Raw genomic sequence first — 12,249 nt, forward strand, 5'->3', positions numbered from 1 at the left:
TGTCATCAGAGGACGTCCCGGTGAAACGGCCCGCTGCCAGGGCCGCAAGCGTTGGCGTCATCGACATCGGCTCGAACTCGGTCCGTCTCGTCGTCTACCAGGCGATGGAACGCAGCCTCGTCACGGTCTTCAACGAGAAGGCGCTGTGCGGGCTCGGACGCGAGGTGCAGACCACGGGCCTGCTCGCCGCCGATGCCGTCGAGAAGGCGCTGACCGCGCTGCGGCGTTTCCGGGCGCTGTGCAAGGTCCAGAAGGTCGGGCGTATCCACGCCATTGCCACGGCCGCCTGCCGCGACGCCTCCAACGGCCCTGACTTCATCGCCAAGGCCGAGAAGATCTGCGGCGCGGAGATCCAGATCCTGACGGGCCCCGAAGAGGCGCGTTACTCCGCACTCGGCGTGATCTCGGGGATCCACAAGCCTGACGGCATCGTCGGCGATCTCGGCGGCGGCTCGCTGGAGCTGATCGACGTGCGCGGCCACCAGGTGCGCAGCGGCGTGACCCTGCCGCTCGGCAGCCTGGCGCTGCAGGATCTCGCGGAGAAATCGCTGAAGAAGGCGCAGCGGATCGCAAGCGATGCGCTGACCGACCTGCCGCAGCTTTTGGCCGGCGAGAACCGCACCTTCTACGCGGTCGGGGGCACCTGGCGCGCGCTGGCCCGGATCCACATCCTCCAGAGCGGCTATCCGCTCGGGGTCATGCATGGCTACGCGATTCCGGCCGTGGAGGCCCTGGCCTTTGTCCGGCGGCTGCGCCGTCTCGTCGCCGCCGACATGCTGGCCGACATCGAAGTGGTCGCCGAAGCACGCCGGCCGCTGCTCGCTTATGCCGCGCTGGTGCTGGAACACATCATCCGGGTCGCGAAACCGAAGATGGTGGTCTTCTCCACGTTCGGGGTGCGCGAGGGCCTGCTCTACTCCAAGCTGCCGGATATCGAGCGGGCCAAGGACGGTCTGCTCTGCGCCGCCCAGGGACTGAACGAGCTGCTGTCACGCTCGGCCCAGCATGCCCGCGAGCTGATCGACTGGACCGACCGCCTGTTCCGGGTGGTCCATCTTCGCGAGACCGAGGAGGAGCGCCGGCTGCGTCACGCCGCCTGCCTGTTGTCCGACATCGGCTGGCGCATGCATCCGGACCACCGCGGCGAGCAGACCTACGGCATCATCCTCAACGGCAATTTCGGATCGATCAGCCATGACGGCCGCATCTTCGTCGCGCTCTCGGTGTTCTTCCGCTACGAGGGCCTGCGCGACGAAGCCGCGCCGCCGGCCCTGACGGAACAGCTGAGCCCCGCCGCGATCGACCGCGCCCGTCTGCTCGGCACCGCCTTCCGCGTCGCCCATCTGGTCTCCGCGGCCCGTCCGGGCGTGCTGCCGGCGACCCATTTCCGCACCCAGGATCGCAAGCTGATGCTGGTGTTCGAGCATCAGATGGTGGATCTCGTCGCCGACCGCGTCGGCGGCCGCTTCAAGCAGCTCGCCCGGCTGCTCGGACGCTCAGGCTCGGTGGTGCTGAGCTGACGGTCACGTCCGCCGGACATTGCAACGGATGCCACGGATCCGGCGCGCGTGCCGCTGGCCCGATCGGTTCAAGGCAGACGAGGGCCGGCTGAAATCGCGATCATGCGCTGGGAGATGATCTCGTAGACCTTGCGCCAGGCCTGCTCCACTTCCGCCGTCCATTGCGGTCCGAGACCCTTGGCGAGGCTCCACAGCAGGGCCTCGCCGACCAGCGGATAATGCTCAGGCCTGACACCGTAGCGCGCATGGTTGCGGCCGAGGATGTCGGTGCTCGACAGCAAACCGGTCATCCGATCGAGGCTGCCGACGAGCACCGCCAGCGTAGCGATGAAGTCCCGCTTCAGCACATCCATGTTGTCGGGAAACATCGAGCGGCATTCCGGCGCCAGTTCGAAAAGCCGCTGATAGAATGTCGTGGTCATGTCCGTGGCATTGGCAAACACCATGTCGAACGACGACCTGACGCAGGCAATCTCCTCGGCGGTCAACATTCACGAGTCCAACTTCGAAAAGCCCGATCCGGGGCGGCAAATAACATACGATGTTGTGGTATCGCGGAGGCCGCAAGCGGTTCAAGTCCAGATCATGATGCGCTTCCACGGAAACGCATCATGATCCTGTCGGACGACCGGTTTCCACTTTTCCGGATCATGCTGTGGAGGACGAGGGCGGTCATCCACCCCCGCGCTCCCAGGGCGCGGCACCGTGCCGCAGCCGCCGTGAGCACATCGCCGCGGGCCGGCGGGTGCTGGTCAAGATCATAATACTGACAAGCTCAGGCCGTCGGCCCTGCGGCCCAAACCACACCCGGTCGCCCGGCCGCTTCAATTGGGCCGGACAGCCATGAGCGTCGGGTACTGCGCCAGCAGCGCCTCGCCGAGCACGTTCTGCTCGGCCGTCGGGATCGCGAAGCGGACGCTGAAGCCGTCGGCGGTGGCGAGCGTCATGATGCGCTGGGCGGCGTCGGTGGACTGCTCGATGGTCCAGGATGCCAGCGGATAGGCATAGCGCAGCGCCTGATCGCCATAGCGCGCGCGCAGTGCCATTTCAAGAAGGCCCGGCAGGGTCATGATCAGCGCACCGGCCTGACTGACCGAGAGGCTGAGCGCGATCGGCTGACCTGCGGCGTCCTCGAAGCCGAGCGAGATCGTCTCGCCGTCATCCACCACCTCGCAACAGGTCAGCGCCTTCGCCCGCAATTGCATCACGCGCTCCGCTTCAATTCACCGTTATTCCCGCATGAATATATCGAAAATGGAGCAGCGTCTACCTGCCCCACTGCCATCTAACGATGGCGCTGCTGTATTTTGCGTGATATAGCTTTGCATATAACGTGACCGAAGCGTCACATATTGCAGGGAGAGGCATGCCATGAGTGACTATCATCTTCTGATCGGCGGGGCGTTGGTGCCGGGCGAAACAACCATGCCGGTCATCAATCCCGCGACCGAGGAGGTGCTGACCGATTGTCCGCGAGCGTCCAAGGACCAGCTCGACGCGGCGGTGGCCGCCGCCAAGGCCGCCTTTCCGGCCTGGGCCGCCACCCCGATCACGGAACGCCGCCGCCTGATCGGCAAGATGGCCGACATCATCGAGACCCATGCCAATGACCTCGCCCGGATCTTGACCAGCGAACAAGGCAAGCCGCTCGCCGACGCCACCGGCGAGGTGCTCGGCATGGCCGGCTTCTTCCGCTATCTGGCGTCACTGGATCTGCCGATGCGGGTGCTGGAGCGTTCGGGCGACCGGCAGGTCGAAGCCTATCGGCGCCCCCTGGGCGTGGTCGGCGCCATCATCCCCTGGAACTTCCCGCTGCTGATCCTCGGCTTCAAGCTGCCGCCTGCCCTGCTCGCCGGCAACACGCTGGTGGTCAAGCCGGCGCCGACGACGCCGCTATCGACGCTGCGCTTCGCCGAACTGGTCAAGGATGTGCTCCCCGCCGGCGTGCTCAACGTGATCGCTGACGCCAACGATCTCGGCGATCCCATGACGAAGCATCCGGACATCCGAAAGATCTCGTTCACGGGCTCGACCGCCACGGGCCAGAAGGTGATGGCGAGCGCCGCCCAGACCTTGAAGCGCATCACGCTCGAGCTGGGCGGCAACGACGCCGGCATCGTGCTCGACGACGTCGATCCGAAGACGGTCGCGCCCGGCATCTTCGACGGCGCCTTCCAGAACTCAGGCCAGGTGTGCCTCGCGATCAAGCGGCTCTATGTCCATGAAAGCGTCTATGACGAGATTTGCGACGAGCTGGTCGCGATCGCCAAGAGCACGGTCGTCGATGACGGCTCCAAGCAGGGCACCAAGCTCGGACCGCTGCAGAACAAGATGCAGTACGAGAAGGTGAAGGCGTTTCTCGACGACGCGCACAAGAACGGCAAGGTGATCGCCGGCGGCGCGGCGATGGACCGCCCCGGCTATTTCATCGCGCCGACCATCGTGCGCGACATCGCGGAAGGCTCCAAGCTGGTCGACGAGGAGCAGTTCGGACCGGTGCTGCCCGTGATCAAATACTCCGATTCCGACGACGTGATCCGCCGCGCCAATGCTTCCAGCTACGGGCTCGGCGCCTCGGTGTGGTCGTCAGATCCGAAACGCGCCCACGAGATCGCCACGCGGATCGAGGCCGGCACGGTCTGGATCAACAAGCATCTCGACATGGCGCCGCACATCCCGTTCGGCGGCGCCAAGCAATCCGGCATCGGCAGCGAATTCGCCGAGGAAGGCCTCGCCGAATTCACCCAGCTGCAGATCATCAACGGACCCGGCGTCGCCGCCTGAGCCACCGCGAGGCCGCGGGACAACAGCCGCGGCCTCGTCGATCTCCATTGCCATTCGGAGCGCGCAATGTTCGATGCCGAATGCGATCTCGCTGCCGTGGTCTATGACCGCGGCGACGACCCTGACGCTGTGCTGCGCAATTTCGCGCAGAGCCTGCAGGCCCGCGGCGTTCGCGCCGTCGGCCTGATCCAACAGGTCCGACACGCCGTCGACGCTGACGGCATCGCAGCGATGCTGGTGCACAACGGCGTCGAGCGTCCCCTGCTGCTGCAACTTGGACGTCATGCGAGCGGCTGCCGGCTCGATGTCGGCCAGCTGCTGCAGGCTGGTGCCGAGGTCGCGAACGCCCTCAGCGACGGCGCCGATCTTCTCATCATCAACCGCTTCGGCCGTCAAGAAAGCGAAGGCAAAGGCCTCACCTTCCTGATCGAGCAGGCACTGGCATCAGATATCCCTGTCGTGATCGCGGTCCCAAGCTTCCGATTTGGAGAATGGATCCGGTTCGCGCACGGCATGAGTGTACGCCTGCCCTGCACGCATCGCGCGTTGAATGCTTGGTGGCGAACCGTGTCGCGGCGTTACCCAGGGTTCGATGATGTGCGCCCAACGATCTGCGAGATGCTGAAATAGCTTGGCACCGACGCGAGGGCGCTCGCACGCGCCGTTCACGACCTGCTCAATATTCGAGCAGCCGCAATGGGGCGGCTTCGGGGCCCACCAAAGCTGTATCAACAACGATATAGCTCATTGAAACATCAAAAGAATTGCTCTGATCGCGGTTGACGTCCGGAACCGGAGCGATCATTTTCGCCGCGTGTTGGCAGCCAAGCGAGCGGCCGACGCCACAAAGGATCGCGTCGTCCATGGACAGCACGCGATCGAGGCCGGGGCTTGAGCTCCCGGCCCTCCCCTCCAGGAAACGTTCAGGAGCCCACAACGGGCGGCGGCGGTGGCATGCCGGCGCGCTGACGGATGTCGACAAGCATAAGGGATCCTGTTCGATGGCAAGCACGACGGCCGAGCTCGAGACGCTGCTGATGCAGCGCTCGCTGACCGACGCCCAATTGATCGCGGCGGCGGAGACGGCAATTGATTTCCGCATCCTTCCTGACGCCAATGTGATCAAGATCGGCGGCCAGAGCATGATCGACCGCGGGCGCGCCGCCGTCTATCCGCTGGTCGAGGAGATCGTAGCCGCCCGCAAGGCGCACAAAATGCTGATCGGGACCGGCGCCGGGACGCGCGCTCGCCACCTCTATTCGATCGCCGCCGGCCTTAATCTGCCCGCCGGCGTGCTGTCGCAGCTCGGCGCCTCGGTCGCCGATCAGAACGCGGCGATGCTGGGACAGTTGCTCGCCAAGCACGGCATCTCGGCGGTCGACGGCGCCGGCCTGTCCGCCGTGCCGCTGTATCTTGCCGAAGTGAACGCCGTCGTCTTCAGCGGCATGCCACCCTACGGCCTGTGGATGCGGCCTGCCGCCGACGGCGTGATCCCGCCCTACCGCACCGACGCCGGCTGCTTCCTGGTCGCCGAGCAGTTCGGCTGCAAGGCGATGATCTATGTGAAGGACGAAAACGGCCTCTATACCGCCAATCCGAAGACCGAGAAGAACGCCACCTTCATTCCGAAGATCTCGGTCGCCGAGATGAAGGCCAAGGGTCTCGCCGACTCCATCCTGGAGTTTCCGATGCTCGATCTGCTCGAAGCCTCACGCCATGTCCGGGAGGTCCAGGTCGTCAACGGCCTCGTGCCCGGCAATCTGACCCGCGCGCTCGCCGGCGAGCATGTCGGCACGATCATCACTGCGAGCTGAGAGGCCCATATCCATGGCTGAGACCGCCAACACCATCAAGCACGTCGCCTCGCCGCTCGCGCGCCAGACACTGCTCGACAACAAGCTCACCCGTCCCGTGGCCGGCAAGCGCCCGATCGCGCTGCTGCCGTGGCTGCAGGTCATCAAGATCGGCGGCCGCGCGATCATGGACCGCGGCGCAGAGGCGATCCTGCCCCTGGTTGAGGAGATCAAGACGCTGCTGCCCGAGCACCGCCTGCTGATCCTGACCGGCGCCGGCATCCGCGCCCGCCACCTGTATGGCGTCGGCCTCGATCTCGGCCTGCCGGTCGGCTCGCTCGCGCCGCTGGCAGCCAGCGAAGCCGGCCAGAACGGCCATATCCTGGCCGCGCTGCTGGCGTCGGAAGGTGTCTCCTATATCGAACATCCGACCATCGCCAACCAGCTCGCGATCCATCTCACCGCCGCGCGCGCCGTGGTCGGCAGCGCCTTTCCGCCCTATCACCACCACGAATTCCCGACCTCGCGCATCCCACCGCATCGGGCCGACACCGGCGCCTTCCTGATCGCCGACGCGCTCGGCGCTGCCGGCCTGACCATCGTCGAGGATGTGGATGGCGTCTACACCGCAGACCCGAAGGGGCCGGACGCAGCTCAGGCGAAACTGCTGGACCGCACCAGCTTCGATGCGCTTGCCAAGCAGGAGGGCACGCTGCCGTTCGACCGCACGCTGGTCGAGGTGATGGCCAATGCCCGCCACCTGACGCGCATCCAGCTCATCAACGGATTGGTTCCCGGACGGCTCACGGCAGCGTTGCGCGGCCATCACGTCGGCTCGATCATCACGACGGGCGCAATGGACTAAGACGACAAAGATCGACTGAACGACGCCCCTTGCAGGGCCGCGAGTGCGACATCGCGGCCCTGCTCGCAGATGGATCTCGCAACCTCACACTGCGAGGTTCATCCACACCGCCTTCGGCTCGGTGAAATTGTCCAATGCCGCCGTGCCGTGCTCGCGGCCGAGACCGGAGTCGCGGTCGCCGCCCCAGGGCAACCGGACGTCGGTGTAACCATAGGTGTTGATCCACACCGTGCCGGCGCGCAGCCGCTTGGCGAAGCGCTGTACGCGCCCCAGGTCGCGGCTCCAGACGCCGGCCGCCAAGCTGTAGGCGGTGCCGTTCGCCATGCGCAGCGCATCGGCCTCGTCCTTGAACTTGATCACGCTGACCACAGGACCGAAGATCTCCTCCTGCGAGATCCGCATCTCATGCGTGACGCCGGCAAACACCGCCGGGCTGATGAAATAGCCCCGCGCCGCGGCGCGCTCGCCCCCGGTCACGAGCGTGGCGCCCTCGCGTCGGCCGATGTCGACATAGTCGAGGATCGTCTTCATCTGCCGCTCGGAGATCACCGGACCGAGCGAGGTCGCGCGATCGAGCGGATCTCCGATCCGCAACGCGCGTGCCCGCGCGGTCAGGCGTTCGACGACCTCGTCATAGGCGCGCTCCTGCACCAGCACGCGGGAGCCCGCGGAGCAAACCTGCCCGGCGTTGAAGAAGATGCCGCTGGCCGCAGCTTTGGCCGCCGCCTCGATATTCGCATCATCGAAGATGATGTTGGCGGACTTGCCGCCGAGCTCGAGCGACACCCGTTTGAAGTTGCCGGCGGCCGCCTTCATGATGCCGCGGCCAACGCCGGGCGAGCCGGTGAACGTCACTTTGTCGACATCGGGATGGTTGACCAGCGCCTCGCCGACGATGCGCCCGGGTCCGGTCACGATGTTGAGAACGCCCGGTGGCAGACCGGCTTCGAGTGCCAGCTCAGCGATGCGCAGCGCGGACAGCGAGGTCAGCTCGGCCGGTTTCATCACCACCGTGCAACCGCAGGCCAGTGCCGGGGCAAGCTTCCACATCCCGATCATCAAAGGAAAGTTCCAGGGCACGATCGCGGCGACCACGCCGACCGGCTCGCGCACCGTATAGGTCAGGGCATCGTCGCGGGTGGAGACAACCTCGCCGCTGATCTTGTCGGCCCAGCCGGCGTAGTAGGTCAGCGTGTCGATCGCCGCAGGAAGATCCTGGCGCAGGATCGCCGACACCGGCTTGCCGGCGTCCAGGCTTTCCAGCTCGACGATCTCAGCGGACCGATCACGCAGCAGCTGCGCCCATTTGAGCAGGATCGCGCCGCGCTCGGCCGCACGCATCGTGCGCCAAGGACCTTCGAAGGCACGCCGCGCGGCTGCGACGGCAAGATCGACATCCTCGGCATTGCCCTCGGCAATGGTCGCGAGCGGTTGCTCCGTGGCGGGATTGAGCGTCGTGAAGGTGCGCCCCGAGACCGACGGAACGTGCCGTCCGCCGATCAGAAGTTGCAGCGGCTTCGTCAGATCCGACGATAGCGCGGAGCTGCGCTCGTACTCATATGCAATGGACATCATATTTCCTCCGCTTGTTGTATGCCAACGTAGGAGCAAATATGAGTTCGTAAATATGATATGGGTTGCCTATTGCAGGCGATCACATGAAGCCGTCTTCAAGAGCAGGCCCTGATGTTGCGGATCGCGATCGAACCTGTCTGGCGCTTCTCCAAGGATGATGACCCGCACAGCATCGTCGTGATGCTCCGCGTGCTCAGCGAGATCAGGCGGACGGGCAAGATCACGAGCGCAGCCACCGATGCCCAGCTCTCCTATCGGCATGTCTGGAATCTGATCGAGCAATGGTCGGCATTTTTCGGCGTACCGTTGGTGGAGACCCAGCGCGGCAAGGGATCGCGACTGACCGCATTCGGAGACAAGCTGGTGTGGGCGGGCGAGCGCATGCATGCGCGGCTCGGTCCTCAGCTCGACAATCTCGCGCAGGAGCTCGTCACCGAGATCAAACCGTTCCTGCAGCCACATCCGGCGCTGATCCGCGTTCACGCCAGTCATGGCTTTGCCGTGGCCAAGCTGCGTGAGTTGCTGGATCGCGCACCGGGTGTCGGCATCGACCTTCGCTACGTCAGCAACCAACATTCGCTGGCCTCGCTCGCGCAGGACGCCTGCGATCTTTCGGGTTTGCACCTGCCACGGGGCGAGCTCCGGGCACAGAGCATTCAGGCCTGCCGAGACTGGCTCGATCCCGAGCGGGACTGTGTCATCAGTTTCGTGACACGCGAGATGGGATTGATGGTCAAACGCGGCAATCCGCTGTCCATCCGATCATTGGCCGATCTCGCCGAAGGCAAAGCGCGGTTCGTCAATCGTGATCATGACTCGGGCACCCGCCTGCTGTTCGATCAGTTGCTCGCAGCGCATGGCCTGGACGAACAGCAGATCAACGGCGCGCAGCAGATCGAGTTCACCCATGCGGCCGTCGCCGCCTATGTCGCGAGCGGCATGGCCGATGTCAGCTTTGGCGTCGAGGCTGCCGCGCGGCAGTTCGGGCTCGACTTCATCCGCATCCTCACCGAGGACTACTTCTTCGCCTGCCATCAATCGTTCCTGGAAAGCGATCCGATGCGGCGCGTGCTCGACGTGATGAAGGGCGACGATTTCCATCGTGAGATCGCAGCCCTGCCCGGCTACGCGCCGGCCGACACCGGCTCGGTTCACACCGTCCGCGAGTTCCTCGACCGGTTCGATGCCGGGACCTGACGGGCCGGCGAGATCAGGAGGATCGACAGCGCGCGTCGCGAACTCGAGCATGATCCGGAAAAGTGGAAACCGGTTTTCCGGAAAGATCACGCTCAGACGAAGATATTAGATCATGATGCGTTGCCGTGGAGACGCATCATGTCTATGGCAGATCGACGCCGCGGGCCGGCACCGCTTCGAGCTCACCGGCCGCCTGGCGCTGCAGCGCGCGACCGCGCCAGATCGACCCGGCCACCAGCACCAACCCTGCGCCGAGCAGCGACATCAGCGTCTCCATGACGTCGACATGGCTGGAAACGTTGGTCTTGCCCGCGAACAGGCCAGAGGCCGCCTCGATGGTGATGACGACGGTGCCGTCCAGGACATGGTGCAGCAGCGGCTCGATCGCCGGATCGGTGGCGATCACCTCGCCGGCCACCCAGCCAAGCAGCATCGCGCCGAGCCAGACCAGGAGCGGAAACCGATCGAGAACGAGCATGATCAATGCCGCACCGGCGATGATCAGCGGGATGCTCATGGCGAGACCGATGATCAGCAGCGACGCCTGGCCGTTGGCGGCCGCGGCGACCGCGATCACATTGTCGAGGCTCATCACTAGGTCGGCGAGCGCGACGATCCGAACCGCGTGCCACAGCGTGGTTCCCGCGGCGATCTCGTCGTTCTCATCCTCGGGGACCAGAAGCTTGGCCGCGATCACCAGCAACGCCAGGCCGCCGATCAGCTTCAGATAAGGAAGCGCCATCAAGGTGGCAACGATGCCGGTGAACGCGATGCGCAGCGCCACCGCGATGCCGGAGCCTGCCACCATGCCCCAGACGCGATGCCGGCCGTGCAGGCCGCGGCAGGCGAGCGCGATCACCAGGGCGTTGTCGCCCGACAACAGCACATTGATCCAGATGATCTTGCCCAATGCGAGCCAGAAGCCGGGGCTCTGCAGGTCGGCTTCAAATTGAGCGAGCAAATGGCCGAAAGTGGCGGGATCAGCGAGCTGCGACAGCCAGTTCACGGCCAGGCCTTTCAGAGACGTTCAGCGGGAATGCGGACGAGCGCGGTGTGCGGCGGAGATGCCCCTCCGCCGCACACCGAGGGATCAGCCGACGATCTCGTTGCCGGAGAAGAACTGCGCGATCTCGATGGCCGCGGTTTCCGCGGCGTCCGATCCGTGCACCGAGTTTTCGCCGATCGACTTGGCGTGCAGCTTGCGGATGGTGCCATCGGCGGCCTTGGACGGATCGGTCGCGCCCATGACGTCACGGTACTTGAGGATGGCGCCCTCGCCTTCCAGAACCTGGACCACGACCGGGCCGGAGATCATGAAGTCGACCAGTTCGCCGAAGAACGGGCGGGCCTTGTGCACGGCATAGAAGGTCTCGGCCTGCTCGCGGGTCATGCGGATGCGCTTCTGGGCCACGATGCGCAGACCGGCCTTCTCGATCAGCGCGTTGATCGCGCCGGTCAGGTTACGCTCGGTCGCGTCGGGCTTGATGATCGAAAACGTGCGCTCAATCGCCATAATGTCGTCCTTGGAGGTGCGGGATTTGGGTGGGTTGCGGGCTTATATCGACGCGATCGGTTGTCGGCAAGCGACCGCGCCGGTTCTGAGAGGCCGCGGGTTACGACAATTTCACAATTCTGAACATTGTCTGAAGGGCACATGCCACCTGCGTTCACCTCGGCTTCATATGATGGTCGCATCGGGTGAAGGCGAACCGGGCTCTGGTCACCGCCTTCTCCCAGCCCAAAGCGTCCAACACTGTAGCGCCACCAGCGCCGTACTCCAGGAGACGAACATGTTGCGCAAACTCTCCCTCGCCGCGGTTGCCGCCGTTTCTCTGGGCGCAGCCGCCCTCGCCCCGACCGCGGCCTCGGCCCATTGGCATGGCGGATGGCATCACGGCTGGCACGGTGGCTGGCATGGCGGTTATTATGGCTGGCACCGTCCGTTCTACGGGCCGCGCGTTTTCGTCGGCGGCCCGGTCTACAGCTACGGCTATGGCGGCTGCTACGTGCGCCGCGTGGTTCCGACCCCGTGGGGACCGCGCTGGCGCTGGATCAACCGCTGCTACTGAGACCGTCTGATCCCACCTTCCCCGACGAGCCCTGTCGCGGCACCCGCCCCCCGCCGCAACAGCTCGCCTAGCCCCGGCGCCCCCCACGCCGGGGCTTTTTTCGTTGGATTTCAACCAAGTCCACGCCATTCCGGGGCTGTCGCGGAAACCAATCGGCCTGCCATGACTTGATAGAGGACCTGTCACAATGCTCGTGGAACTCTGTCATGACTGGCCGCACCGCCAAATCCAGCGAGGCGCTCGATCGCAAGATGAGCCGATCGATCTGCGACGCCGTGGGCGAACGGCTGCAACGCAGCCTGCCGCCGGACGGCTCGCACCTCCCGGCCCCGCTCGCTCATCTCATGAACGAGTTGCGCAAGCGCGACGAGACGAGTCTGCGCTTCGAGTAAGATTCCGCCAGGCTGAGCCTGCGACAAAGCGGTTGCGTTTGGTCGCGCGCGCGG

The 12,249-nt window shown here is 65.2% G+C and carries 14 protein-coding genes and 1 pseudogene; 8 read left to right on the forward strand and 7 right to left on the reverse strand.

The window, feature by feature from the left end; translation table 11 throughout:
* Nucleotides 1-20 precede the first annotated feature (20 nt).
* Entirely contained in the window at nt 21-1,520 is a 1,500-nt protein-coding gene (gene ppx / locus HL671_RS17365) for an exopolyphosphatase (RefSeq protein ID WP_012043929.1), read from the forward strand.
* Nucleotides 1,521-1,588: 68 nt separating this feature from the next.
* On the opposite strand, the gene HL671_RS17370 is transcribed toward ppx, so the two are convergent.
* The 3 genes and pseudogenes from HL671_RS17370 to HL671_RS17380 all read right to left on the reverse strand — a co-directional run bounded on the left by HL671_RS17370 (nt 1,589) and on the right by HL671_RS17380 (nt 2,725).
* Entirely contained in the window at nt 1,589-2,011 is a 423-nt protein-coding gene (locus HL671_RS17370) for a globin family protein (RefSeq protein WP_012043928.1), read from the reverse strand.
* A pseudogene (locus HL671_RS39130) lies at nt 2,005-2,088 on the reverse strand (hypothetical protein); the annotation flags it as partial. The gene HL671_RS17370 and the pseudogene HL671_RS39130, both read right to left, overlap by 7 nt.
* Before the next feature lie 256 nt (nt 2,089-2,344).
* Nucleotides 2,345-2,725 carry a hypothetical protein gene (locus tag HL671_RS17380; protein ID WP_012043927.1) on the reverse strand — a complete coding sequence of 127 codons (381 nt, stop codon included), beginning with the start codon at nt 2,723-2,725 and terminating at the stop codon, nt 2,345-2,347.
* A 166-nt stretch (nt 2,726-2,891) separates the two neighbouring features.
* On the opposite strand from HL671_RS17380, the gene HL671_RS17385 reads away from it, so the two are divergent.
* Nucleotides 2,892-4,304 carry an aldehyde dehydrogenase family protein gene (locus tag HL671_RS17385; RefSeq protein ID WP_172237112.1) on the forward strand — a complete coding sequence of 471 codons (1,413 nt, stop codon included), beginning with the start codon at nt 2,892-2,894 and terminating at the stop codon, nt 4,302-4,304.
* Nucleotides 4,305-4,370: 66 nt separating this feature from the next.
* Entirely contained in the window at nt 4,371-4,934 is a 564-nt protein-coding gene (locus HL671_RS17390) for a DUF2478 domain-containing protein (protein ID WP_172237113.1), read from the forward strand.
* A 46-nt stretch (nt 4,935-4,980) separates the two neighbouring features.
* On the opposite strand, the gene HL671_RS17395 is transcribed toward HL671_RS17390, so the two are convergent.
* Entirely contained in the window at nt 4,981-5,169 is a 189-nt protein-coding gene (locus HL671_RS17395; protein WP_172237114.1) for a hypothetical protein, read from the reverse strand.
* Between the two features lie 136 nt (nt 5,170-5,305).
* Between HL671_RS17395 and HL671_RS17400 the strand changes: the two genes are divergently transcribed.
* The gene (locus HL671_RS17400; protein WP_012043924.1) at nt 5,306-6,118 is read left to right on the forward strand and encodes an amino acid kinase family protein; all 813 of its coding nucleotides are present in this window, start codon (nt 5,306-5,308) and stop codon (nt 6,116-6,118) included.
* Between the two features lie 13 nt (nt 6,119-6,131).
* The gene (locus HL671_RS17405; protein WP_012043923.1) at nt 6,132-6,962 is read left to right on the forward strand and encodes an amino acid kinase family protein; all 831 of its coding nucleotides are present in this window, start codon (nt 6,132-6,134) and stop codon (nt 6,960-6,962) included.
* 84 nt (nt 6,963-7,046) lie between these two features.
* Here HL671_RS17405 and HL671_RS17410 read toward each other — a convergent pair whose 3' ends face one another.
* Complete coding sequence (locus HL671_RS17410) at nt 7,047-8,534, reverse strand: aldehyde dehydrogenase family protein (RefSeq protein ID WP_172237115.1); 1,488 nt, start codon at nt 8,532-8,534, stop codon at nt 7,047-7,049.
* A 114-nt stretch (nt 8,535-8,648) separates the two neighbouring features.
* Between HL671_RS17410 and HL671_RS17415 the strand changes: the two genes are divergently transcribed.
* Nucleotides 8,649-9,734 (forward strand): substrate-binding domain-containing protein, encoded by a 1,086-nt coding sequence (locus HL671_RS17415; RefSeq protein WP_172237116.1) that lies wholly within the window; start codon nt 8,649-8,651, stop codon nt 9,732-9,734.
* Nucleotides 9,735-9,876: 142 nt separating this feature from the next.
* On the opposite strand, the gene HL671_RS17420 is transcribed toward HL671_RS17415, so the two are convergent.
* Entirely contained in the window at nt 9,877-10,740 is an 864-nt protein-coding gene (locus HL671_RS17420; RefSeq protein ID WP_172237117.1) for a TerC family protein, read from the reverse strand.
* Between the two features lie 84 nt (nt 10,741-10,824).
* On the reverse strand, nt 10,825-11,247 hold the full coding sequence (ndk, locus tag HL671_RS17425) for a nucleoside-diphosphate kinase (RefSeq protein ID WP_012043919.1): 423 nt from the start codon (nt 11,245-11,247) through the stop codon (nt 10,825-10,827).
* 277 nt (nt 11,248-11,524) lie between these two features.
* Here ndk and HL671_RS17430 point away from each other — a divergent pair, with 277 nt between their 5' ends.
* Nucleotides 11,525-11,803, forward strand: coding sequence for a hypothetical protein (locus HL671_RS17430; RefSeq protein ID WP_012043918.1), 279 nt, complete (start codon nt 11,525-11,527; stop codon nt 11,801-11,803).
* Nucleotides 11,804-12,009: 206 nt separating this feature from the next.
* Nucleotides 12,010-12,195 carry a hypothetical protein gene (locus HL671_RS17435; RefSeq protein WP_012043917.1) on the forward strand — a complete coding sequence of 62 codons (186 nt, stop codon included), beginning with the start codon at nt 12,010-12,012 and terminating at the stop codon, nt 12,193-12,195.
* Nucleotides 12,196-12,249 lie beyond the last annotated feature (54 nt).

The organism is Bradyrhizobium denitrificans (assembly GCF_013179005.1).
GTDB classification, from domain to species: Bacteria; Pseudomonadota; Alphaproteobacteria; order Rhizobiales; family Xanthobacteraceae; genus Bradyrhizobium; species Bradyrhizobium denitrificans.

Bases quoted from the DNA above. Each gene is read 5' to 3' on its own strand.
- HL671_RS17435 (WP_012043917.1), top strand. From the start codon at position 12,010: ATGACTGGCCGCACCGCCAAATCCAGCGAGGCGCTCGATCGCAAGATG.
- HL671_RS17385 (WP_172237112.1), top strand. From the start codon at position 2,892: ATGAGTGACTATCATCTTCTGATCGGCGGGGCGTTGGTGCCGGGCGAA.
- HL671_RS17380 (WP_012043927.1), bottom strand. From the start codon at position 2,725: ATGCAATTGCGGGCGAAGGCGCTGACCTGTTGCGAGGTGGTGGATGAC.
- HL671_RS17430 (WP_012043918.1), top strand. From the start codon at position 11,525: ATGTTGCGCAAACTCTCCCTCGCCGCGGTTGCCGCCGTTTCTCTGGGC.
- HL671_RS17390 (WP_172237113.1), top strand. From the start codon at position 4,371: ATGTTCGATGCCGAATGCGATCTCGCTGCCGTGGTCTATGACCGCGGC.
- HL671_RS17415 (WP_172237116.1), top strand. From the start codon at position 8,649: ATGTTGCGGATCGCGATCGAACCTGTCTGGCGCTTCTCCAAGGATGAT.
- HL671_RS17395 (WP_172237114.1), bottom strand. From the start codon at position 5,169: ATGGACGACGCGATCCTTTGTGGCGTCGGCCGCTCGCTTGGCTGCCAA.
- HL671_RS17400 (WP_012043924.1), top strand. From the start codon at position 5,306: ATGGCAAGCACGACGGCCGAGCTCGAGACGCTGCTGATGCAGCGCTCG.
- HL671_RS17405 (WP_012043923.1), top strand. From the start codon at position 6,132: ATGGCTGAGACCGCCAACACCATCAAGCACGTCGCCTCGCCGCTCGCG.
- ndk (WP_012043919.1), bottom strand. From the start codon at position 11,247: ATGGCGATTGAGCGCACGTTTTCGATCATCAAGCCCGACGCGACCGAG.
- HL671_RS17370 (WP_012043928.1), bottom strand. From the start codon at position 2,011: ATGTTGACCGCCGAGGAGATTGCCTGCGTCAGGTCGTCGTTCGACATG.
- HL671_RS17410 (WP_172237115.1), bottom strand. From the start codon at position 8,534: ATGTCCATTGCATATGAGTACGAGCGCAGCTCCGCGCTATCGTCGGAT.